The sequence below is a fragment of the Actinomycetota bacterium genome, from assembly GCA_035759705.1.
Taxonomy (GTDB): Bacteria; Actinomycetota; CADDZG01; order JAHWKV01; family JAHWKV01; genus JAJCYE01.
On sequence record DASTUJ010000199.1, the window covers coordinates 13,463 to 34,275 of the forward strand.

The 20,813-nt window shown below is 66.1% G+C and carries 19 protein-coding genes; 10 read left to right on the forward strand and 9 right to left on the reverse strand.

All coding sequences use genetic code 11. The features are described from left to right. Positions 1-61 precede the first annotated feature (61 nt). On the forward strand, positions 62-1,075 hold the full coding sequence (locus VFV09_14125; protein HEU4868846.1) for an ATP-binding cassette domain-containing protein: 1,014 nt from the start codon (positions 62-64) through the stop codon (positions 1,073-1,075). Beyond that, positions 1,072-1,875, forward strand: a complete 804-nt coding sequence (locus VFV09_14130) for an ABC transporter permease (protein ID HEU4868847.1) — start codon at positions 1,072-1,074, stop codon at positions 1,873-1,875. The genes VFV09_14125 and VFV09_14130 overlap by 4 nt, the downstream gene beginning before the upstream one ends. Here VFV09_14130 and VFV09_14135 read toward each other — a convergent pair. Next, positions 1,872-3,464 carry an acyltransferase family protein gene (locus VFV09_14135; GenBank protein ID HEU4868848.1) on the reverse strand — a complete coding sequence of 531 codons (1,593 nt, stop codon included), beginning with the start codon at positions 3,462-3,464 and terminating at the stop codon, positions 1,872-1,874. The two genes, VFV09_14130 and VFV09_14135, sit on opposite strands and share 4 nt — an antisense overlap. Positions 3,465-3,581: 117 nt before the next feature. Next, on the reverse strand, positions 3,582-4,202 hold the full coding sequence (locus tag VFV09_14140; GenBank protein HEU4868849.1) for a GPP34 family phosphoprotein: 621 nt from the start codon (positions 4,200-4,202) through the stop codon (positions 3,582-3,584). Positions 4,203-4,330: 128 nt separating this feature from the next. Here VFV09_14140 and VFV09_14145 point away from each other — a divergent pair, with 128 nt between their 5' ends. Next, positions 4,331-4,576, forward strand: coding sequence for a hypothetical protein (locus VFV09_14145; protein HEU4868850.1), 246 nt, complete (start codon positions 4,331-4,333; stop codon positions 4,574-4,576). A 77-nt stretch (positions 4,577-4,653) separates the two neighbouring features. On the opposite strand, the gene VFV09_14150 is transcribed toward VFV09_14145, so the two are convergent. From VFV09_14150 to VFV09_14175, 6 genes are all read right to left on the reverse strand, one after another. Further along, positions 4,654-4,989, reverse strand: a complete 336-nt coding sequence (locus tag VFV09_14150) for an STAS domain-containing protein (protein HEU4868851.1) — start codon at positions 4,987-4,989, stop codon at positions 4,654-4,656. An 18-nt stretch (positions 4,990-5,007) separates the two neighbouring features. Then, positions 5,008-6,330, reverse strand: a complete 1,323-nt coding sequence (locus VFV09_14155; protein HEU4868852.1) for a PP2C family protein-serine/threonine phosphatase — start codon at positions 6,328-6,330, stop codon at positions 5,008-5,010. A 91-nt stretch (positions 6,331-6,421) separates the two neighbouring features. Continuing rightward, positions 6,422-7,045, reverse strand: a complete 624-nt coding sequence (locus VFV09_14160) for a SpoIIE family protein phosphatase (protein ID HEU4868853.1) — start codon at positions 7,043-7,045, stop codon at positions 6,422-6,424. Then, positions 7,027-7,362, reverse strand: coding sequence for an anti-sigma regulatory factor (locus VFV09_14165; protein ID HEU4868854.1), 336 nt, complete (start codon positions 7,360-7,362; stop codon positions 7,027-7,029). The genes VFV09_14160 and VFV09_14165 overlap by 19 nt, the downstream gene beginning before the upstream one ends. Positions 7,363-7,498: 136 nt before the next feature. Beyond that, entirely contained in the window at positions 7,499-7,849 is a 351-nt protein-coding gene (locus tag VFV09_14170; protein HEU4868855.1) for an STAS domain-containing protein, read from the reverse strand. 18 nt (positions 7,850-7,867) lie between these two features. Then, entirely contained in the window at positions 7,868-8,764 is an 897-nt protein-coding gene (locus VFV09_14175) for an STAS domain-containing protein (protein ID HEU4868856.1), read from the reverse strand. A 354-nt stretch (positions 8,765-9,118) separates the two neighbouring features. On the opposite strand from VFV09_14175, the gene VFV09_14180 reads away from it, so the two are divergent. The 5 genes from VFV09_14180 (at position 9,119) to VFV09_14200 (ending at position 16,774) form a co-directional block, all read left to right on the forward strand. Further along, entirely contained in the window at positions 9,119-9,520 is a 402-nt protein-coding gene (locus tag VFV09_14180) for an ATP-binding protein (protein ID HEU4868857.1), read from the forward strand. A gap of 99 nt (positions 9,521-9,619) precedes the next feature. Beyond that, positions 9,620-11,752, forward strand: a complete 2,133-nt coding sequence (gene glgX, locus VFV09_14185; protein ID HEU4868858.1) for a glycogen debranching protein GlgX — start codon at positions 9,620-9,622, stop codon at positions 11,750-11,752. After that, on the forward strand, positions 11,745-14,411 hold the full coding sequence (treY, locus tag VFV09_14190; GenBank protein ID HEU4868859.1) for a malto-oligosyltrehalose synthase: 2,667 nt from the start codon (positions 11,745-11,747) through the stop codon (positions 14,409-14,411). The genes glgX and treY overlap by 8 nt, the downstream gene beginning before the upstream one ends. Positions 14,412-14,415: 4 nt before the next feature. Next, on the forward strand, positions 14,416-16,146 hold the full coding sequence (treZ, locus tag VFV09_14195; GenBank protein ID HEU4868860.1) for a malto-oligosyltrehalose trehalohydrolase: 1,731 nt from the start codon (positions 14,416-14,418) through the stop codon (positions 16,144-16,146). Between the two features lie 385 nt (positions 16,147-16,531). Continuing rightward, positions 16,532-16,774: a hypothetical protein gene (locus VFV09_14200; protein HEU4868861.1), complete on the forward strand. Its 243-nt coding sequence runs from the start codon at positions 16,532-16,534 to the stop codon at positions 16,772-16,774. Here the strand turns inward: VFV09_14200 and VFV09_14205 are convergent. After that, positions 16,771-17,826: an Atu2307/SP_0267 family LLM class monooxygenase gene (locus VFV09_14205; protein HEU4868862.1), complete on the reverse strand. Its 1,056-nt coding sequence runs from the start codon at positions 17,824-17,826 to the stop codon at positions 16,771-16,773. The two genes, VFV09_14200 and VFV09_14205, sit on opposite strands and share 4 nt — an antisense overlap. A gap of 129 nt (positions 17,827-17,955) precedes the next feature. Between VFV09_14205 and VFV09_14210 the strand changes: the two genes are divergently transcribed. Together VFV09_14210 and VFV09_14215 are read left to right on the forward strand one after the other, a co-directional pair. Beyond that, positions 17,956-19,740 carry a hypothetical protein gene (locus VFV09_14210; GenBank protein ID HEU4868863.1) on the forward strand — a complete coding sequence of 595 codons (1,785 nt, stop codon included), beginning with the start codon at positions 17,956-17,958 and terminating at the stop codon, positions 19,738-19,740. Next, positions 19,740-20,633, forward strand: coding sequence for a hypothetical protein (locus VFV09_14215; protein HEU4868864.1), 894 nt, complete (start codon positions 19,740-19,742; stop codon positions 20,631-20,633). Before VFV09_14210 ends, VFV09_14215 begins: the two co-directional genes overlap by 1 nt. Positions 20,634-20,813 lie beyond the last annotated feature (180 nt).

Here is a 20,813-nt window from a genome sequence, read left to right on the forward strand (position 1 = left end):
TTTCCTCGATGTCTCAAACGAAAACTTCTCTACAGCTAGATCCACGGAAGGGGTGATGCTGATGTCCGACATGATCGAAACGTCGGGCCTTGTGAAACGGTACGGCTCGGTTGTGGCCCTCAACGGCCTCGACCTCAGGGTTCCCCAGGGCAAGGTGCTGGGACTCCTCGGGCCGAACGGCGCCGGCAAGACCACCGCGGTACGAATTCTCTCCACCCTGCTCGAGCCCGACGAGGGTGAAGTGATGGTCGCCGGCCTCGACGTCCGGACCAACCCGCAGGAAGTCAGGAAGCGCATCGGCCTTTCGGGTCAGAGCGCAGCCATCGACGACCAGCTGACCGGGTTCGAGAACCTCGACATGGTCGGCCGCATGTACCACCTGGGCCGCAAGGGCGCCCGGGCAAGGGCCCGCCAACTGTTGGAGGACTTCTCGTTGACGGACGCCGGCGATCGTCCTGCCAAGACCTACTCCGGAGGCATGCGGCGCCGGTTGGACCTGGCGGCGGCGCTGGTGGCGGAGCCGGAGGTCATCTTCCTGGACGAGCCGACCACCGGCCTGGACCCCCGCAGCCGGTCCCAGATGTGGGAAACGATCCAAACCCTCGTCTCCGAAGGAGCGACTGTTCTTCTCACCACCCAGTACATGGAGGAAGCGGACCGGCTCGCCGACGACATCGTCGTCATCGACAAGGGACAGAAGATCGCGCAGGGGACCGCAACCGAACTCAAGGCGCAGATCGGCGGAGAGCGGATCGGCGTCGTGCTGGTCGACCACGAAGACCTGCCCACCGCCCAGACCATCCTGATGAAGTTCGCAGTTGACGAGGTTCAGGTCGACGACCAGGCCCGGCAGCTGACGGCCGGTGTCGCCGGAGGCGTCGAGGACCTGCGGCAGGTGCTGCAGCTGCTCGGTGACTCGTCGATCAAGGTGGCCGACGTGGGGCTTCACCGGCCCACGATGGACGACGTTTTCCTCTCGCTCACCGGTCACGGCACCGAAGAAGAGGATGAAGCGGCGAAGGACGGCAAGGGCGGCAAGAAAGACAGGAAGAATAAGAAGGAGAGCTCCCGATGAGTGCACTGGCTCTGGCTTTTGCCGACGGCGCGGTTGTCGCCAAGCGCAACCTGATCAAGATCAAGCGGGTTCCCGAGGTCCTGATCTGGACCACCATGTCCCCGATCATGTTCGTCCTGCTGTTCTCGTACGTGTTCGGAAGCTCCATCAACGTCCCGGGAGTCAACTACCGGGAGTTCCTGATGGCGGGGATCTTCGCCCAAACGGTGATCTTCGGGTCGACGTTCACCGGCGCCGGGCTGGCTGAGGACATGACCAAGGGAATCATCGACCGGTTTCGGTCCCTGCCGATCTCCAAGTCGGCGGTTCTGATCGGCCGCACCGCCAGCGACATCTTCTACAACGCAATCTCGATCATCGTGATGTCGTTGACCGGCTTGCTGGTCGGCTGGCGGATCCGCACCTCGATCGTCGACGCCATCGCAGGGTTCCTGCTGCTGCTTTTGTTCTCCTACGCAGTGAGCTGGATTATGGCGTACGTGGGGTTGAAGGTGTCCAGCGTCGAGGTCGTCAACAACGCCTCGTTCATGTTCATCATGCCGCTGGTCTTCGTCTCGAACGCCTTCGTTCCGAGCGAGAACCTTCCCGGGCCTCTCAAGGCGTTTGCCGAGTGGAACCCGGTGTCGGCGCTGGCCCGGGCCGCCCGGGTGCTGTTCGGGAACACGGGCGGAATGCCGGCGGCGGATGTCTGGTCCATGCAGCACCCGGTTGCCTACTCGCTGATCTGCGTGGCGGGGATCCTGGCGGTGTTCGTGCCGCTCTCCATCCGCCAGTACGGCAAGACGGCGGCCCGCCGTTAGGCGGGAACGCTCACTCTCCGCTTGACCAGCAGCGCCCCGGCGGCGCCGGCGGCGGAGAGCAGGTGAAGCACGCTGATCGCCCGGTTTACGGCGATCACGTTGAAGCTGGGGTTGGCCCCGAGGAACAGGATCCCGGCCAGCCCCAGCACCGCGAGCAGCGCGACCGCCTGCCATGCGGCGGAGCGGGCCCTTCTCGCGCCGGCGTTGCCGGCGTTTAGCAGGGACCAGCCGACCACCAGGTGGATGAGGCTCTGCAGCGGGTTCATCGTGAAGCCGAACAGGGCGTTCCCGTCGGCCGAAGCGAAGCCGCCGAAGCTGGCGGTGGCGAACCCGATGAAGCCGAGAATGCAGTAGACGAGCCCGAGAACGGTGGCGACCTGCTGGCCCCGGGTCAGTGGCAGGCGAACGGTATCGGGCTGCGAGCCCGGGGCCGACGCTGCCTCCCGCTTCGGACGGCCCCGCTCGTAGCGGCCGAAGACCATCACCAGCACCAGCAGGGTTCCTGCGAGCATCGCCACCCAGACCGGACGAAGCGCCCACCACAGCGGCGTGCCGGCCTCCGGTCCGGGGAACCCGAGCGGGTAGACGGCGGCGGCGATGATCACAGCTGCGGTCATGTGCCACAGGAACATCGTCATCATCAGGCCGTTGAGGGCGATAACTCCGGCCCACGGCTTGCGCCGGGCGAGAACCTTGGAGACCGGGTCCCGAAGCAGCATCGCCAGGCCCACCTGCCAGATGGTCAGGACCAGGATGCAGACGGTCGGGGGGTTGGTGTTCGATCGTCCGTGGACGTTGAACACCATGTTCGGCGAGTAGTCGGCGACCTGGGTCAGCAGCACCAGGCCGCCCAGCCCTCCGGCGGCCATCGCCAGGAACGCCTTGCGACCGAGCCGGAGCAGCGAACCGTCGGCGTAGAAGAATCCGAGCTGGTGGGCGAACAACCAGATGAAAAGGTAGTTGAGGGCGCCGATGAACGGCAACTCCAGCCAGATGCCGAGAACGTCGACCACCACTGCGCCGAGGGCCATCGTGGCGAGTGCCCCCCGCCCGAAGCGGCGGTGGATCTTCAGCATCTTGGGCGCCATCCCGATCATGATCAGGTAGACGCCGAGGAACCACAGGGGAGCGGTGAGGAGCTTCATCGACAGCTCGAATGCCCGGACGTTGAGGTTGAAGAAGACGTCGAGGACGATCGAGATCGGAATCCAGACCGCCAGGAAGATCGCGGTGGGCTTGAGCAGGCGGGCCGCCCTGGTGGAGACGAAGCCGGAGTAGGTGCCGCCCTTGCGGTTCAGTGAGTCGAGGGTCACCAGGTTGGAGAACCCGCCGACGAAGAAGAACAGCGGCATCACCTGCAGAAGCCAGGTGGCGAGCCAGAGCGCCGGGATCTTCTCGAGCGCGTTGACGCCGACGAGGCGGCCGTTCTTCCAGTAGACGACGGTGACCAGCCAGTGTCCGAGCACAACGACGAGGATGCTGAAGGCGCGGAGGAAGTCGACGTAACGGTCACGGCTGGCGGGGGTCTGGTCTGCGAGGTTCAGGAAGCTGCGGCGAGGCTTGACAACGGGGGTCTGGGTGGCTGTCATGCGGGGTGGGATGCCGGTCCCCCCGAGTTTGTTTCAGCCCAATCCGGGCTGCCGGGATGATTCAGCGGCCTGAGGACGACGAACTGCCGAAACGGCTGAGGCGGAGGAATGCCGCCACTATCCCATGGCCGACGCGTTCACCCACGCGATGGCGTGTCGAATCGCCGGGCTCAATGCCTCACGTTCGGCAAGAGCCTTCAGTCGCTGTTTGGAGGCCTTGCGCTCCTCGCGGTTCATGATCAGCGACTCCAGGTCGGCCGCCTGAATGACCGCAGCCAGCGCCGCGGTCCTCTCGTCCGGCGTCCGCTCCAGCAGGATCACATCACGAAGGCGGCGGCGAAGCTCGTCCTCCACCGCAGGGTTCATTTCCGGGTAACGGTTCCTGGAGAATCCGAGCACCTTGCGTTCGTCTTCGCGCACGATGCCGTTGTCGACGAGCTGGGCCAGAAGGCGCTTGCGAAGGCCCTTGGTGAGCTTGGGGATGATCTTCTCGGCCTTCTTGTGCTCGTTCTGCTCCAGGATCCGTCTGAGTGCCGAGTCGAGCGCCGGATCGTCCAGAGGGGGACCGTCCCGCGGGATCACCCGCTTGTCCTCGATGGTTATGCGCTTTGCAAGCGCCAGGTCCAGAAGCTGGGCGCCGGCCAGCGCGGTGTCCAGGGTGCTCGAGACACCCATCCGGACGTTCCCCTTCTCGTCGTCCAGGGCGAGCAGCAGGATCTCTGCGGACAGCGAGGTCATATCCCATGGTACCGCCGCGGGAATGCATCGCTTACCGGGTTTAGCCATTTTGGATCGCGGGCAGGAACCAAGAGAACTTTAGGGCAGATCCCCTGCCTGCATAGTCGTCTAGCAAAGGGAGGCTGAGGATGACTGACGAAGCTGAAGACACCGGTCTTAGGACTGTTGGAAACCCCCCGCTGCACGCGGATGACCGTCCCGTCAACGAGAGCCCCGACGACACCATGGGCGAGGGCGAGGCAGGTCTCGGACCCCGGGGCGATGCTGCGAACCACACCCCCGAGTTCAGCGAGATCCAGAGCAGCCGCCGCGGCGGCGGGGCAGCCGGGTCCGCAGTACGCGCCGGGGACAACCCCCAGCCTGCCGACGAGTAGGCGCACTTTTTAAAGGGAACCTCCGGCTTCGGCCGGGGGTTCCCTTGCTTTGGGCGACTGCCGGGTTCAAGTGATGACTAGGAGCGAATTGCCTCGTCGACGCTGATGCGGACGGTGAGGATCTGGTCCAGGCCGGTCAGGGCCAGGATCCTGCGCATCTGCTTGTTGGGCGACACCAGCACCAGCTCGCCCTCCTCGCCCTTCAGGCGTTTGTGGGCGCCGACGATCACACCGAGGCCGCTGGAGTCCATAAACTCCACCGCCTGGACGTCGACCGCAATGAAGTGATTCTTCTCGTCGGCCACCTTGGCGATGGCCTCTCGCAGGAACCCGCAGGTGTAGACATCGACCTCACCGGCCAGCTTCAGGACGGTCCAGCGGCCGGCGGTCCTTGATTCAATCTTGAGATCTATGACGTTCCTCCAAACAGTTCAAGCTCTAGGTTCCGTCACCGCCGGGGCGGCATCCGGATCAACTCTTATCACCAGGATTGCCATGTCGTCGTGTGAACGTTCGGTCTGGAAGGCCTCCACCACCTCTTCTAGATGGTCGGCGATCTGCTGGGCGCTTTTCCCGGCGCACCTGCCCAGCTCCGTCTCGAGCCGGTCCTGTCCGAACTGACCTTCCAGTCCCCTTGCCTCGGTAATCCCGTCGGTGTACAGAACTAAGGATTCCCCGGGGAGCACCTTAATAACCTGATCCGCCAGCTTCGGGTCGGGCGTAACCCCAATCAGGGTACCCGGCTTGCCCACGGCATCCACGGTTCCGTCCCGGCGGAGCACCAGGGGAGGCGGGTGGCCCGCCCGGCCGAGAGTGATCTGGACGCCGCCCTCGACGAACTTCATGCGGCAGTAGGCCACGGTGATGAAGCGGTGGTAGTCGCCCTGAAGCACGAGCTGGTTGAGGAAAGCCAGGATCCGGCGGGGCTTGCGCAGGTTGACGTTGGCCGCCCGGATCGAGTGCCGTGCCAGTGCTGATAAGGCGGCCGCATCGGCGCCCTTTCCGCAGACGTCGCCCATGACCGCAGCCCAACCGGAGTCGCCGGCGCCGGTGGGGAACACGTCGTAGAAGTCCCCGCCGACCTCCGCCCCCTCGCCGCCGGCGTTGTACAGAGCAGCGATGTCGAGCCCGGGAACCCGTGGGAGGGCCGACGGCATGAGGCTGCGCTGGAGCGTGATGGCCATGTCCCGGCTCGACTCGTAGAGTTTTGCGTTGTCCATCGCCAGCGCCGCGCGGCGGGCCAGGTCCTCGGCCATCGTGGGGACGATCGACCGGCTGCCGGAGTCGGTCGGGTCTGAGAGAAGGGTCAGAGTCCCCAGGGCGGACCGGGCGACAATCGGAACGCTGAGGCACCAGCGCAGGTTGCGCTCCCTCAACATCTCGTAGTTGTGCTCGTTGCCGGCTATGACCTGTAGCTCGTAGTCGGTGGCGTTGTCCAGGATGACCATCTCGCCGGTGTCGGCGGCCAGAATCGCCGGGTGCGGCGTTCCGGGGACCGGGCTGACCCGCAGCATGGAAGCGGCCAGCTCCACCTCGTTGGCTCGGGCGCCCACCCGGTTGAGGTTTCCACCGGGGTCGGCGGTGTCGATCAGGCAGAGGTCGCCGAGCGCCGGGACCACGGAACGTCCGAGGGCTTCGATGGTTGAGGCCGAGTCGAGCGCCGCCGACAGCATCGTGCTGGCGGTGAGCAGGAACCGGTACCGCTGCTCGGCGAGCTCGGCATCGGAGGTAACTGGAAGCTCCTCGATTTTCATGGGGCTGCATTCACTTTCGGCTCGTTCCCCAAAGACAAATCGACATCGGTTCTAGCCTACGTCAATCCGTTCAAACGCCTGCCCGCAGGCCTCAGGCGCTGCCGAGGTACCGGGCGGCCAGGACCAGGGCGTCGTCCATCTCGCCCCAGTAGTCCGTGATGATGTGGTCGGCGATCTGCTTGACCGTCCCACCGAGCCTGAACTCCTCGTGGAAGTGGTTGTTGATGCCGTCGGTCGAGAGGACGATGAGGTCTCCCCGGCTGAGCGGGAGGGTGCTGCTGTGCACCTTCGGCACGTGGTGCCCGACCACTCCGCCCCGCAGCGGCGGGGCCTGCCTGACCAGGGTGTCTCCCGGCACCGCCGGCCACAAGCGGCCTTCGACGTTGCCTACGCCCATCCAGGTCAGGGTGTCGTCGTGTTCATTGATGTGTACCAGCGTCATCACCGCGCCCCGGGTCCCCCGCAACGCCTGATGGCAGTGGTCGAGGATCACCGGAAGGGGCTCTCCGGCGCACTCCCGGACCTTCGACTCGGCTGCCTCGGCGGCTTTTGCAGCCTCGACGCCGTGACCGAGCCCGTCGATGACCGCAAGGATCGCTCCGTCCCGCACGCGCTCGACCACGCTTGTGTCGCCGGAGGACACCTCGCCGGGCATCGTCCTGGACGCCACGGCCCAGTCGAGGAAGCGCATATCCCTCAATGCCCGCGGGTCCATTTCTTCATCACCACGGTGGTGCCCTCCGCGACCTGCGAGGAGATCGCAAACTCGTCCATCAGCCGCCGGGCGCCCGGCAGGCCGAGCCCCATGCCGGAGCCGGTGGTGTAGCCGTCCCGCATCGCAAGGTCCAGGTCCGGGATGCCCGGGCCGTTGTCCCGGGCGATCACCAGCACCCCCACCCGGCTGCCTTCCACCAAAGGGGCGACGACCACCTCGCCTTTTAGGGCATAACGAATGATGTTGCGGGCCAACTCTGAGATGGCGGTGGAGATCATCGTCAGGTCGCTTCCGGTGAAGCCGACGCCCTCGGCCACCCGCCGGCCGGTCTGGCGAGCAATCAGGACATCGGCGTCCGACGCGACCGTGACGATCTCCTCGCCGGAGCCGTCGGCCGGAAGTGCTGCGCCGTTCAGCAGTGTGCTGCGCCCCTGACCGATCCCACGCGGGGCATCAAATCAGCTGATCCAGGAAGGCGAGCCCCTCTTCCAGGTCCAGGGCCGTGTTGACCTCTTCGAGGCTGGTCCCCAGCTGCACCATTGCGTACGCCACCTCGGCCTGAATGCCGACCAGGACGGTTTCGGCGCCGCGCAGCTTGGTCATGTAGGCGATGTTGCGCAGGGAGCGTGAGGCGAAGGAATCCATGACGTCCAGGGCGGTGACGTCGATGATGATGCCGCGGGAGCGGTACCGGCCCACCTGCTCCATCAGGTCCTCCCGCAGCGAAACCATGTCGCTGTCGGTCAGGGCAGCCTGGATCGATGCGATCAGGTATTTGCCCTGCTTGAGGATTGGGACGGCCATGGCCTAAGGACCCGTCTGCTAGCGGAGCTCGACGGCCAGTGACTCCACCCGCCGGACCTCGTACCCGAGCAGGCGCTCCGCTTCTTCGATGCCTCCCTGGAGGTCTCCGACCGCGTTCATCTTGCTGAGGTCGACCCCGATGGTGACCAGGGTCTGGGCGATCTCGGACGACAGGCCGGTGATGATGACGCTGGCGCCCATCAGCCGGGAGGCCTCGACCGTCTGGACGAGGTTGTTGGCCACGGTGGAGTCGATCTGCGGCACGCCGGTGATGTCGATGACCACGACCTTTGCCCGGTTGGTGCGGATACCCCGAAGCAACTGCTCGGTGACCTGCCGGGCCCTCTGGGAGTCCAGCACGCCGATGATCGGAAGGATCAGCAGGCGCTCGCGGACCTGGAGCACCGGGGTCGACAGCTCCCGGATGGCCTCCTGCTGCTGGCGGATTACTCGCTCGCGCTCCTGCACGAACGAAACGCCCACCGTGTTGGCGATGCGGTTGGCGGCAGGCTCGTAGACGTCCAGAACCCGGTTCAAAAGGTCGAAGTCCGCCTGGTACTTCTCGAAAAGGCTTCGGGCGAGGACGTCTCGCAGGAGCAGCACGATGCCGAGGACCTCGTGGGTCTCGACGCCTCGGGGAATGATGCGCTCCGAGAGGTTGCGGGCGTAGTCCTGCAGCGCCTCGACGCTTCCGGTTTCCAGCACCTCGACGTAGTTGTCGTAGACCGAGGTGGCCTCCGAGAAGATCTCCTCCGGGGTCATGGCGGTCAGCAGCTGGGCGTCGGTGATCCGGCGAGCCCACTCCTCGCGCAGCTGGGTTCGGTTCTCACGGAGGTGGGCCACCAGCTCGCGAAGGAGGGCATCCATGCGGTTGGGGTCATAAGGCGGCGGGGGTGGAGTCGCTCGGTTCGCCATTTAACTGCTTCCTCCGTGGGGCTGCGGAGCCCAGAACCGGCAGGTTGTGGCTCCTGCTTCGGCCGCGAGCCACCGGTGCTGCGACTGGGGGTTCGACCGTTCGAATCTACACCAAAAGGTAAACGCCGCACGTTGGTGATCGTTTGGGGACGCCCCCGATGGGGCAAGTAAGGAAGCGAACAATAAACATGGCGGCTCTGCCCCGGACCCGGTCCGGCCGCTTGCTAATTTGAGGCGCTCAGTACGACGAAAAATGAGCGGAGTGTTCCGAGAGATTAGCCGGCAGCTTATGAGAGTCGAAGACATTCGTTCCGAGTGCCCGACCCCTAGGCGCCGTCATTGGAGGGCTCGGAGGTGAGACCGCTGATTGAATTGACGCTACCTGCGCAGCCTATAGCTGCATCGGAGGCCAGGCGAAGCCTATCGGTGCTCGCCAGCCAGGTTCCCGAAGAAACCTACGAAGACGTGCGCATCCTTGTGACCGAGCTGGTCACCAACAGCGTGCGTCACTCCGGGGTTGCCAACGCCGAAGCCGAACACGTTTGGCTCGGGGTCTGGAGCAATCCAAACTGCCTGAGGGTGGAGGTCGCCGACTCCGGTGAAGGCTTCGAGAAGGCGGTAAAGCCCACCACACCCGACCAGCTCGGGGGTTGGGGGCTGCAGATCGTCGACCGTCTCACCGACCGGTGGGGAGTCAGGAGGCTCAACGGCTCCCGGTCCACCGTCTGGTTCGAGATAGACATACACAAGGCCTGAACGCCGCCGCCGTTTGGGGCCTAGAGTAGGGCCGGAGCGAGCGCGAGGTTTGACATCTGAAGGACGTAGGTAATCCGTCCTCGCAGGCAACCCGAGAGGATGTACTCAATGAAGCTGTGGCCCGGTGCGCCCTACCCCCTGGGCGCCACCTACGACGGAATGGGAGTGAACTTCTCCGTTTTTTCCGAGGTCGCCGGGCGCGTGCAGCTCTGCATCTTCGACGAGGACGGCAACGAGACCTGCGCCGACCTCCCCGAGGTCCACGCCTTTTGCTGGCACGGTTACCTGCCCAACGGCAGCCCGGGCCTGCGCTACGGCTTTCGGGTGCACGGACCGTTCGACCCTGCCGCCGGCTTGCGATGCAACTCGTCCAAGCTGCTCCTCGACCCCTACGCCAAGGCGATCGAGGGCGAGGTCGAGTGGAGCGAGGCGGTCTTCAACTACCACTTCGACGACCCGGACGGCGCCCTCAACGAACAGGACAGCGGTCCGTTCGTGCCGAAGTCGGTGGTCACCAGCCCCTATTTCGACTGGGACAACGACCGGCCTCCGCGGATCGCCCGGGACAAGACGGTCATCTACGAGGTCCACGTCAAGGGCTTCACCCAGCTGTGCCCGGACATCCCAAAGGGGTTGCGCGGAACCTACGCCGGCATGACCCACCCGGCGGCCCTGGACTACCTGAAGTCTCTCGGGGTCACCGCGGTGGAGCTGCTGCCGGTGCACCAGTTCATCCACGACTCCCACCTGGTCGAGAAGGGCCTGCGCAACTACTGGGGGTACAACTCCATCGGCTTCATGGCGCCCCACAACGACTACAGCTCCTCCGGCCAGACCGGCCAGCAGGTCTCCGAGTTCAAGCAGATGGTCAAGAACCTCCATGAGGCCGGCATCGAGGTGATCCTGGATGTCGTCTACAACCACACCGCCGAGGGAAACCACCTCGGTCCCACACTTTCGTTCAAGGGTCTCGACAACCCCTCCTACTACCGGCTGGTCGAGGACGACAAACGTTTCTACTTCGACACGACCGGAACCGGGAACAGCCTCAACGTCGCCCACCCGCACGTCCTGCAGCTGATCATGGACTCGCTGCGCTACTGGGTGACCGAGATGCACGTGGACGGCTTCCGGTTCGACCTGGCCGCCAGCCTGGCCCGGCAGTTCAACGACGTGGACCGGCTGAGCGCATTCTTCGACCTGATCCACCAGGACCCGATCGTCAGCCAGGTCAAGCTCATCGCCGAGCCCTGGGACCTGGGTGAGGGTGGCTACCAGGTGGGCAACTTCCCACCCCTGTGGTCCGAGTGGAACGGCAGGTACCGGGACTCGGTGCGGGAGTTCTGGCTGGGCGACTCCGGGCCGCTGTCCGACTTCGCCTACCGCCTGATGGGAAGCTCCGACCTGTACGAGGCGACCGGCCGCCGGCCCTCGGCAAGCGTGAACTTCATCACCGCCCACGACGGCTTCCCGCTGGCCGACCTGACCGCATACAACGAGAAGCACAACGAGGCCAACGGCGAGAACAACCAGGACGGCGAGTCGCACAACCGCAGCTGGAACTGCGGCGCCGAAGGTCCCACGGACGACCCGGAGGTCAACGCGCTGCGGGCCCACATGCGCCGGAACCTGATGGCCACGCTGCTTTTGTCGCAGGGCATCCCAATGATCCTGGGCGGCGACGAGTGGGGCCGCACCCAGGGGGGCAACAACAACGCCTACTGCCAGGACAACGAGATCTCCTGGTTCAACTGGGACAAGCAGGACAAGGTGCTGCTGGAGTTCACCCGCCACCTGGTGGCATTCCGGCAGCGCCACCCGGTGTTCCACCGGCCGAACTTCTTCCAGGGGCGGCCGGTCATCGGCCACGAGTTGGGCGACCTGGCGTGGTTCCGGAACGACGGCGCCGAGATGGAGGGTGAGGACTGGGGCGCCGGCCTCAAGACGGTGGCCGTCTTCCTGAACGGCGACGCCATGGACGCCTTCGACCAACGCGGCGAGCCCATCACCGACGACAGCTTCCTCATGTGCCTGAACGCCCACTACGACCCGGTGGACTTCACGATCCCGCCGCACCTTGGGGATGTGTGGGAGAAGGTAGTGGACACCTTCCACCCGGTGCCGTTCGACGAGGAGAAGGTCGTGATCAAGGCCGGCGACTCGATAGTGGTGCCCTTCCGGACCATCGTCGTCTTCCAGCTCCAGCCGTCGCCCGAAACGTCGAGTGCCTGACCCGATTTTTGCGACCTACCGGGTTCAGCTGACCCCGGAGTTCGGATTCGACGCGGCGATTGAGATCGTCCCGTACCTGGCCGAGCTCGGAATAAGCCACCTCTACTGCTCCCCCTATCTCCAGGCGGCCAAGGGCAGCAACCACGGCTACGACGTGGTCGACCCGACTAAGGTCAACCGGGAGCTGGGCGGCGAGCCGGGCCGGCAGCGATTGGTCGAGGCGCTGAAGAAGAACCGGATGGGGCAGGTCGTCGACATCGTCCCCAACCACATGGCCATCGGCGACCGGGCCAACCGCTGGTGGTGGGACGTGCTGGAGAACGGCCGGGCCAGCCGGTACGCCCGGTACTTCGACGTCGACTGGAACCCGCCGGAGGCCAAGCTGCGCAACCGGGTGCTCATGGCGATCCTGGGCGACCACTACGGCCGGATAGTCGAGGCCGGCGAGGTCCGGGTCGTGCGCGAGGACGCCGAGTTCACCCTGGCCTACCACGAGCACGCACTCCCGCTGTCGCCGCCCTCGCTGGAGGGGATTCTGGCGTCGGCCGCCAGGCACTGTGAGAACCCCGAGCTCGAGTCCCTGGCCGCGGCTTTTGGGCGTCTGCCGAAGTCGACCGAGTCCGACGAGGAGCTGGTCCACGAGCGCCTGCGGGACAAGGAGGTTCTAAAAGACCGGCTGCTCAGCCTGATGGAGGCCGACCACGAGGTGGTCAAGGCCGTCGAAACCGCCCTCGAGGTGCTGAACGGCAACCCCGACGCCCTGGACGAGCTCCTGCAGCGGCAGAACTACCGCCTGGCGTACTGGAAGACCGCGGTCCAGGACCTGGACTACCGGCGATTCTTCGACGTCGACACCCTGGTCGGAGTGCGCAACGAAGATCCCGAGGTGTTCGACGACACCCACCGGCAGATTCTCGGCTGGGTGGAAGCCGGCGAGGTGCAGGGCCTCCGCATCGACCACCCCGACGGCCTCCGGGACCCCGAGGGGTACCTGCAGCGGCTGTCGGATCGGGCGCCGGGGGCCTGGATAGTGGTCGAGAAGATCCTGGAGCCGGGAGAGCGACTGCCCGAGACCTGGCCGGTGGCCGGGACCACCGGCTACGACTTCCTCAACCGGCTGACCGGGCTGTTCGTCGACGGGTCGAACGAGCCGGTTCTCACCGCCCTCTACACCGAGCTCACCTCCGTGTCCGGCGACTGGCGGGAGATGGTCCTGGAGCGCAAACACCAGGTGCTGCGGGAGGTGTTGACCGCCGACCTCACCCGCCTGACCGGGCTGTTCGTGGAGATCTGCGAGCGCCACCGCCGCTACCGGGACTACACCCGCTACGAGCTCAGCCAGGCGCTGCGTGAGGTGCTGGCGTCCTTCCCGGTCTACCGGACCTACATCCGGCCGGGCGACGCGGCGAGCTGGCAGGACCTCAGGCACGTGGTGGAGACGGTGGAGGCGGCGAAGGCCCGGCGGACCGACCTCGACCCGGAGCTGTTCGGGTTTCTGGAGAGCCTGCTACTGCTGCAGGTCCCGCTCCCGGAGTCCGATGCGCCGGTGCCCCCCGAGATAGAGCTGGTGATGCGGTTCCAGCAGCTGTCCGGGCCGGTCATGACCAAAGGCGTGGAGGACACCTCCTTTTACAACTACAACCGATTCGTCGCCCTGAACGAGGTCGGCGGGGACCCGGGGCGGTTCGGCCTGCCGGTCGAAGAGTTCCACGAAGCCTGCCGGCTCGCCCAGGAGTGCTACCCGGCCGGCATGCTGGACACTTCGACCCACGACACCAAGCGGTCGGAGGACGTGAGGGCCCGGCTGGCGCTGCTGAGCGAGATGCCCGAAGCCTGGGCGGTGGCGGTGCGCAAGTGGATGAGGCACAACGACGACTACCGGTCCGGGCTGGTGGACCACAACATCGAGTACCTGCTCTACCAGGTGCTGGTCGGGGCCTGGCCGCTCACGAAGGAGCGCGCCGTCGCCTACATCCAGAAGGCGTCGAAGGAGGCGAAGACCCACACCTCCTGGCTGGCCCCGAACGCCTCCTACGACGACGCGCTGGTGGCTTTTGTCGAGGCACTGTTCGACGACGGGCCGTTCCAGGAGATGCTGGCGGGGTTCGTGGCTCCGCTCATCGCTCCCGGCCGGGTCAACTCCCTCTCCCAGACCCTCGTCAAGTTGACCGCTCCGGGCGTCCCCGACCTCTACCAGGGAACCGAGCTGTGGGACCTCAGCCTGGTAGACCCGGACAACCGCCGTCCGGTGGACTACGGCACGCGCATCGGGCTGCTCCGTGGGCTCGACGGCATGAAGGTCCAGGACGTGCTCGCCCGGGAGGACGAGGGCCTTCCGAAGCTGTTCCTGATCCGCCGGGCCCTCAGGCTGCGCCGCCAGCTGCCGGAGGCGTTCGGGGCCGAGGCGAGCTACGAGCCGCTGCCGGCCGGGGGAGCGAAGGCCGCCAACCTGGTGGCGTTCACCCGGTGGGGTGTGGTGGCAACCGTGGTCCCCCGCCTGGTCCTGGGCGTCCAGGACGGATGGGGAGACACGACCGTCGAGCTGCCGGCGGGCGCATGGAAGAACGTCTTCACCGGTGAAGCCGTAGCCGGCGGGGCCGTTTCGGTGTCCGACCTGCTGTCAGGCTTCCCGGTGGCGCTTCTGCGGCTCGAGTCTTAAAAAAGTGCACACCTTTCGGGTCTGGGCCCCCAAGCCGGAGCGGGTAGACCTGCTTCTCGGCGACCAGGTGCACCCCATGGTCCCCGGCGACGGCGGCTGGTGGGAGCTGGAGGTGGAGGACGCAGGCCCCGGCACCCGCTACCGGTTCTCTCTCGACGGGGGGCCCGGCCGTCCGGACCCCCGTTCGGCGTCCCAGCCGGAGGGGATCGACGGCCCGTCGGAGGTGGTGGACCACGCTGCATTCGAGTGGACGGATCGGTCTTGGCGGGGCATTCCGCTGGCGGGGGCGGTCCTCTACGAGCTGCACGTCGGGACCTTCTCGCCCGAGGGCACCTTCGCCGGGGCGATCGAGCACCTGGAACACCTGGTCGAGCTCGGCGTCGACGCGGTCGAGCTGCTGCCGGTGGCCGAGTTCTCGGGCAGCCGGGGTTGGGGTTACGACGGGGTCGACCTGTTCGCCCCCCACCACGCCTACGGGGGGCCCGACGGGCTGAAGGCGCTGGTCGACGCGTGCCACGGCGCCGGGATCGGCGTGGTGATGGACGTGGTCTACAACCACCTGGGCCCCGCCGGGAACTACCTGCCCGAGTTCGGGCCCTACTTCTCCGACCGGCACAAGACCAACTGGGGCGACGCCCTGAACTACGACGGGCCGGACAGCGGCGAGGTTCGCCGGTTTGTCATAGACAACGCCCTTTGTTGGCTACGGGACTACCAAATCGACGGGCTGCGCCTGGATGCGGTCCACGCCATCGTCGACGACTCCGCCGTCCACCTCCTGGAGCAGATGGCGGCCGAGGTCCGCGCCCTATCCGCCGCCACCCGGAGGACGCTTTTCCTGGTGGCCGAAAGCGACCTCAACGACCCCAAGTTCGTGCGGCCGGTGGAGGCCGGGGGTTACGGACTCGACGCCTCCTGGGCCGACGAGTGGCACCATGCGCTGCACGGTGCGCTTACCGGGGAGTGCACCGGCTACTACGAAGATTTCGGGTCGCTGGCGCTGCTGGCGAAGGCCCTGAAACAGGCCTGGGTTTACGACGGGACCTGGTCGCAGCACCGCCGCCGGGTCCACGGCCGCTCCCCGGCGGGCCTGCCGGGCGACCGCTTTGTCGTGTCGACCCAGAACCACGACCAGGTCGGAAACCGTGCGATGGGGGAGCGCAGCGGCGCCCTCATGAACGAGGGCCGCCTGAAGATCGCTGCGGCCCTGCTTCTGACCTCCCCCTTCGTTCCGCTGCTCTTCCAGGGCGAGGAGTGGGCCGCCGGCACGCCGTTTCAATACTTCACCGATCACCCCGACCCGGATCTGGGGCGGGCGGTCAGTGAAGGCCGCCGCAGCGAGTTCTCGTCGTTCGGCTGGGAGCCCGAGCAGGTCCCGGACCCGCAGGACCGGGCGACGTTCGAACGTTCCAAGCTCGACTGGAATGAGATCAAGGACGATCACCGCCGGGTGCTGGAGTGGCACCGGATGCTCATCGAGTTGCGCCGCAGAGTTCGGTCGTTGACCGACCCCCGGCGGGACTCGATCGACGTGAGCTTCAACGAGGAAGCCGGCTGGCTCGTGTTTCGGCGTCCCGGCATCGCGGTCGTGCTCAACCTGGGTAAAGGCGTGGTTTCGGTGCCTTTGGGCGGGCTCGAACGACTCCTGCTGGCCTCCGAGCCGGGGGTGGAGGTCGTCGGGGATCTGGTGACGCTGCCACCCGACACCGTAGGTATTTTTGGACCGGCTGCTTAGTCCCTGTTGATCGGTTCTTCCGCCGGGTCGAGCTGCCACTCGGTGAAGAAGTTGGTCGAATCTGCGCCGTCTGCGCCGGGTCCGTCCGCCGGCACGCCTGAACCGGGGCGAACCCTGTCCGGTTGGGGTTCTCCACGGTGATCTAACACTTCGGTCACGTTGGCCCCCATTCTGGAGTCGGTGAAAAGTTAAACGAATCCATTCTCGCCGCGAAAGCTTCCTACCCCCGGTCGTTATTGCTAACCCCGGTGGCGTCCAATTGTTCCCGGCCTGGGTGGGAAATATGCACAAAAAAGGCAGGCGCGGTTTATCTGTGCAGACCCGATTAGCCGGCTGCCGTCCGGGTACTCATCTGGGGACCAACCCACTACGTAAGGAGTTTGTGATGGCTGAGACGACCTTCAAGTGCGAAGTGTGTGCCGGCGAGTTCCCCTCCTCCCAGCTCAAGGAGTTCTTCGACGAGGACGGGCGCCGGCTGGAGCTGTGCCCGCAGGATCTGGACGCGAAGATGAACGAAGCCGGGTCGGTCAGCGGGGGGCCGGGGGAGAAGAAGGAGGCTGCGGCCTACGACGACGACGGACCCCGGACGGGACCCTACGGCGAGCGTGAGGCCCCGGCCCAGCGCTAAGAACCCTTACCGGCCGCGCGACGTGCGGCCACCTCTTCCCGGACGGCCGGGGCGACCTCGTTCCCGAACAACTCGATCGACCGCATGATCTTGTCGTGCGGCATGGTGCCGACGCTGAACTGCACCAGGAAACGATCGTGCCGGAAGATGTCGTACTGGAACAGGATCTTGTCGATCACCTGCTGCGGGGTGCCGACGAAGTTGGCGCCCCGCAGGGCTGCGCTGTTGCTGTAGTCCTGGTGGGTCAGCGGCGCCCAGCCCCGCTCCCTGCCGATCTTGTTCATCGTCACCGCCACGTACGGGAAGGACTCGTCGATCGCCTGCTGGGCGTTGTCGGCGATGTAGCCGTGCGAGTTGATGCTGAGCGGCGGCGCCGGGTCCCACCCCGCCTGGCGGGCCGCGTCCCGGTGCATCTCGGCGAACGGCGCAAAACGCTCCGGCATGCCCCCGATGATCGCCAGGGCCATCGGCAGGCCCAGCGCGCCGGCCCGGACGGCCGACCGGGGGTTGCCGCCCACGGCCACCCAGACGGGGAGCGGGTGCTGGAGGGGACGGGGGTAGACGCCGCGGCCCTCGATTGGGGGACGGTGCCTGCCCTGCCAGCTGACGATCTCGGACTCCCGCAGCTCCAGGAGCATCAGAAGCTTCTCCTCGAACAGCGAGTCGTAGTCGTGCAGGTCGTACCCGAACAGCGGGAACGACTCGATGAACGAGCCCCGGCCCGCCATGATCTCGGCCCGGCCTCCGGTCAAAAGGTCGAGGGTGGCAAAGTCCTGGAATATCCGCACCGGGTCGTCGGAGCTGATGACGTTCACCGCACTGGTTAGCCGGATCTGCTTTGTCCGCTCCCCGGCGGCGGCCAGCACGATGGCCGGGGCGGAGACTACGAAGTCGGGGCGGTGGTGCTCGCCGACGCCGAAGACGTCGAGCCCCACGCTGTCGGCCAGCTCAATCTCCTCCATGAGGTCCCGAAGGCGCTGCCGGGCGCTGATCGTCTCGCCGGTGTTCGGGTCGGTGGTCTGCTCCGCGAAGGTGTAGATGCCAAGTTCCATGGGATGTCCGATCGTCCGTGAGGTAGCTTCAGTTTGCCCCGAAACCTCTCGCTCGGCCCGCCGGCCCGGAAGGCTTGTGCCCGGCAATCGGCGCGCCCACAATGTGAAGGTGTACCGGAGGAGAGATTTTTGGTAAGGGCGGCGGTGCTCATAGGAGTCAGCCAGACCGGCAACCTGCAGACCCTCAAAGCGGTGCACGACGGCGTCCGGGCGATGGAGAGGTGGGCGCTCGGGCAGGGCATGGACCGGGAGCTCGTCAAGGTTCTCAGCGACGAGGGCGGGCCGGTGGAGGTAGGCCAGGTCAAGAAGGCGGTGAAGGAGATCGTCGACCTAACCACCGTCAACCAGCTGATCGTCTACTTCTCGGGCCACGGCGTGAACATCAGCCGGGGGGAGTACTGGCTGCTCTCCGGGGCCCCCGAGGACTCGAACGCCGCAGTGAACGTCGCCGGCAGCATCGAGCTGGCACGCACCTGCGGCATCCGGCACGTTGTGCTGATCTCCGACGCCTGCCGCACCGCTGCCGAAGGCATCCAGGGGCAGGGGATCCGGGGGTCGGAGATCTTCCCCAACGTTCTGGACGCGGTGGAGGAGCGGCCGGTAGACGTGTTCTTCGCCTGCGGGCTGGGCGACCCGGCCCTCGAGGTCAAGAACCCTAAGAAGGCGGCCGCCGGCTACCGGGCCGTCTACACCGACTCGCTGGCCCAGGCCCTCGGAGGGAAAAAGAACGTGGCGGTGAAGCACCCGGAGAAAAACGAAACCGTCCAGCTCATAGAGGTGGACCGGTCCGGCGCCAAGCCCAGGGGGTTGATTCGCCCGGTTCCGCTGTCGCTCCACCTACGGGCCGACGTCCTGGCGCGCCTGACCAAGGCCAAGGTGAAGCCGGGCGTACACCAGACGCCGGTGGCCCGGATCATCTCCCAGGAGACCTGGCTGGCGGAGGTCCCGGTGCCTCCGGCAGCGTTCGACGGCCTCGGCAGCGACTCCGGAAAGGCGGCGTTCTCCGAGCCTGCAATCCAAACGATCTTCGAAGAGTCCGGCCGGATGCTGGCCGGCACCCTGGCCCAGAACCGCGTCCTCGCGGCCGACCCGGCTTCGGCCGGGCAGGCCGAGCTCGCCGAGCCCCTGGGGCGCATATTCCAGCCCTTCGGTCCCCGCCACTTTGAGACCTCCTGCGGCTTCAAGGTTCGCGGGGCGAAATTCGCCTCGGCTCTGGGCGCCGGGGTCAAAACCAACATCCCCGACCCGGAGCGGCAGATCCTCTCGGTGCAGGGGGTGGCCGAAGGGGCCGCCAACCTGCTCATCGAGTTTGACGACGGCACCGGACTGGTCCTCCCGGCGATCCGCGACTACGTCGGGTCGATCACGGTCGAGGACGGCGCCGTCGTGAACGTGAGCTTCGAGCCGGTCGAGAACTCCGCCCGGTGGCAGGCGCTCGAAGGACGGGAGGACGAGGTGAGAAGCCTTCGGGCGCTGCTGGCCTCGTCGGCCCGCCTGGGGGTGTTCAGGTTGAGGGACGCAGACGCCGGCCTCATGGAGGAACGGATGAAAGTCGGCAGAGGCCTCGATCCGTCGATCGCCCTCTACGCCGCCTACGCCTACCACGACCGGCAGGAAGCGGAACCGGTCCGGGCGATGCAGAAGGCGATATTCGGGGATCTGAAGGTGCGCCTGTTCGACCTCGCCCTCCTCGCAGGCGAACTCCGGGGGCGGCAGGTCCGGTCCGAGAAGAGGTTGTTTCCCTTCGTCCCACTGCTCTCCCAGGGATGGGCCCTGCTGCGAGCCCAGCAGATTGTCCTGCCGCCCGGCCTGGAGGCCCTCGGCGACCATCGCGTGGAGTCGTTGTGGACACTTTTCGACCCGCAGGGAGTAGAGCTCATCCGTTCCGCCATCAAGACCAAGGAGATCGACTGATGTCACAGCTAGTTTTTGTGCACGGCCGCGGTCAGGAGAACAAAGACGCACTGAAGATCAAAAAGGAGTGGCTGAAGGCCCTGGACGTGGGGCTCAAAAAGTCGAACCTGACCCTCCCGGTGACGGAGGAGGACGTCCGGCTGCCCTGGTACGGCAAGACCCTGTTCGACCTGGCGGCGGGGGTGAACCCGGAGAACGCGGCCGAGGTCATCATTCGGGGGGCCCAGGACGACGCCAGGCAGCAGGCCTTCATGCTCTCGGTGCTGAGGCAGGTGCAGCAGAAGACCGGGATCACGGACGAGCAGATCGAAGAGATGGCTCCGGGAGACGAGCCTATCGAGCGCGGCATTCTCAACAACCGGGGGGTGCTCGGTCTGCTGAGAGCCGTCGACCGCTTCGTCCCGGGGGGGAGCGGAGCCGCGATCGGGCTGGCCACCAAGGACGTCTACGCGTACATCAACGACCCCGGCACCAGGGCCAAGATCAACAAGGGGGTGAGGGCGGCCATCAAGCCCGGTGTGCCGACCGTGGTGGTGGCCCACTCGCTCGGCAGCGTTGTGGCTTACAGCCTGATCAAGGAGGAGGGCGAAAAGAACGGGTGGAAGATCCCGCTGCTCGTGAGCGTCGGCAGCCCGCTTTCCGTCAACGCAATAAAGAAGGCGGTCGGGCCGAACGAGCACCCCAAGGTCGTAGGCAAGTGGCTGAACGCCCTGGACCCGAGCGACACCGTGGCGCTGTTCCCCCTCGACAAGAAGAACTTCCCAATCGACCCGATGGTCGAGAACATTCTGGACGTCGAGAATTCGACCGAAAACCACCACGGGATATCGGGTTACCTGGACCACAAGGTGGTCGCCAAACGCATCCACGACGCGCTGGCCGCCAGGGGGTAGAGGTTTCCATCCGGCGGCCCCGGGGTAGAACCTGAGGACACGCATCCCGACTACAGCGCGCCCGCAGCCTGGGTTTTGAGGATCGTGGAGGAGGAAGATATGCCGCAGATTGTCAAAGATGTCATGACGCCGGACCCGAAAGTCCTGCTCAAGACGGCCACCGTCAAGGAGGCCGCAGAG

What these genes read in the sequence shown, in the direction of transcription:
- VFV09_14125 (HEU4868846.1), top strand. Translation starts at nt 62, where the DNA reads ATGTCCGACATGATCGAAACGTCGGGCCTTGTGAAACGGTACGGCTCG.
- VFV09_14130 (HEU4868847.1), top strand. Translation starts at nt 1,072, where the DNA reads ATGAGTGCACTGGCTCTGGCTTTTGCCGACGGCGCGGTTGTCGCCAAG.
- VFV09_14135 (HEU4868848.1), bottom strand. Translation starts at nt 3,464, where the DNA reads ATGACAGCCACCCAGACCCCCGTTGTCAAGCCTCGCCGCAGCTTCCTG.
- VFV09_14140 (HEU4868849.1), bottom strand. Translation starts at nt 4,202, where the DNA reads ATGACCTCGCTGTCCGCAGAGATCCTGCTGCTCGCCCTGGACGACGAG.
- VFV09_14145 (HEU4868850.1), top strand. Translation starts at nt 4,331, where the DNA reads ATGACTGACGAAGCTGAAGACACCGGTCTTAGGACTGTTGGAAACCCC.
- VFV09_14155 (HEU4868852.1), bottom strand. Translation starts at nt 6,330, where the DNA reads ATGAAAATCGAGGAGCTTCCAGTTACCTCCGATGCCGAGCTCGCCGAG.
- VFV09_14160 (HEU4868853.1), bottom strand. Translation starts at nt 7,045, where the DNA reads ATGGACCCGCGGGCATTGAGGGATATGCGCTTCCTCGACTGGGCCGTG.
- VFV09_14170 (HEU4868855.1), bottom strand. Translation starts at nt 7,849, where the DNA reads ATGGCCGTCCCAATCCTCAAGCAGGGCAAATACCTGATCGCATCGATC.
- VFV09_14175 (HEU4868856.1), bottom strand. Translation starts at nt 8,764, where the DNA reads ATGGCGAACCGAGCGACTCCACCCCCGCCGCCTTATGACCCCAACCGC.
- glgX (HEU4868858.1), top strand. Translation starts at nt 9,620, where the DNA reads ATGTACTCAATGAAGCTGTGGCCCGGTGCGCCCTACCCCCTGGGCGCC.
- VFV09_14200 (HEU4868861.1), top strand. Translation starts at nt 16,532, where the DNA reads ATGGCTGAGACGACCTTCAAGTGCGAAGTGTGTGCCGGCGAGTTCCCC.
- VFV09_14205 (HEU4868862.1), bottom strand. Translation starts at nt 17,826, where the DNA reads ATGGAACTTGGCATCTACACCTTCGCGGAGCAGACCACCGACCCGAAC.
- VFV09_14215 (HEU4868864.1), top strand. Translation starts at nt 19,740, where the DNA reads ATGTCACAGCTAGTTTTTGTGCACGGCCGCGGTCAGGAGAACAAAGAC.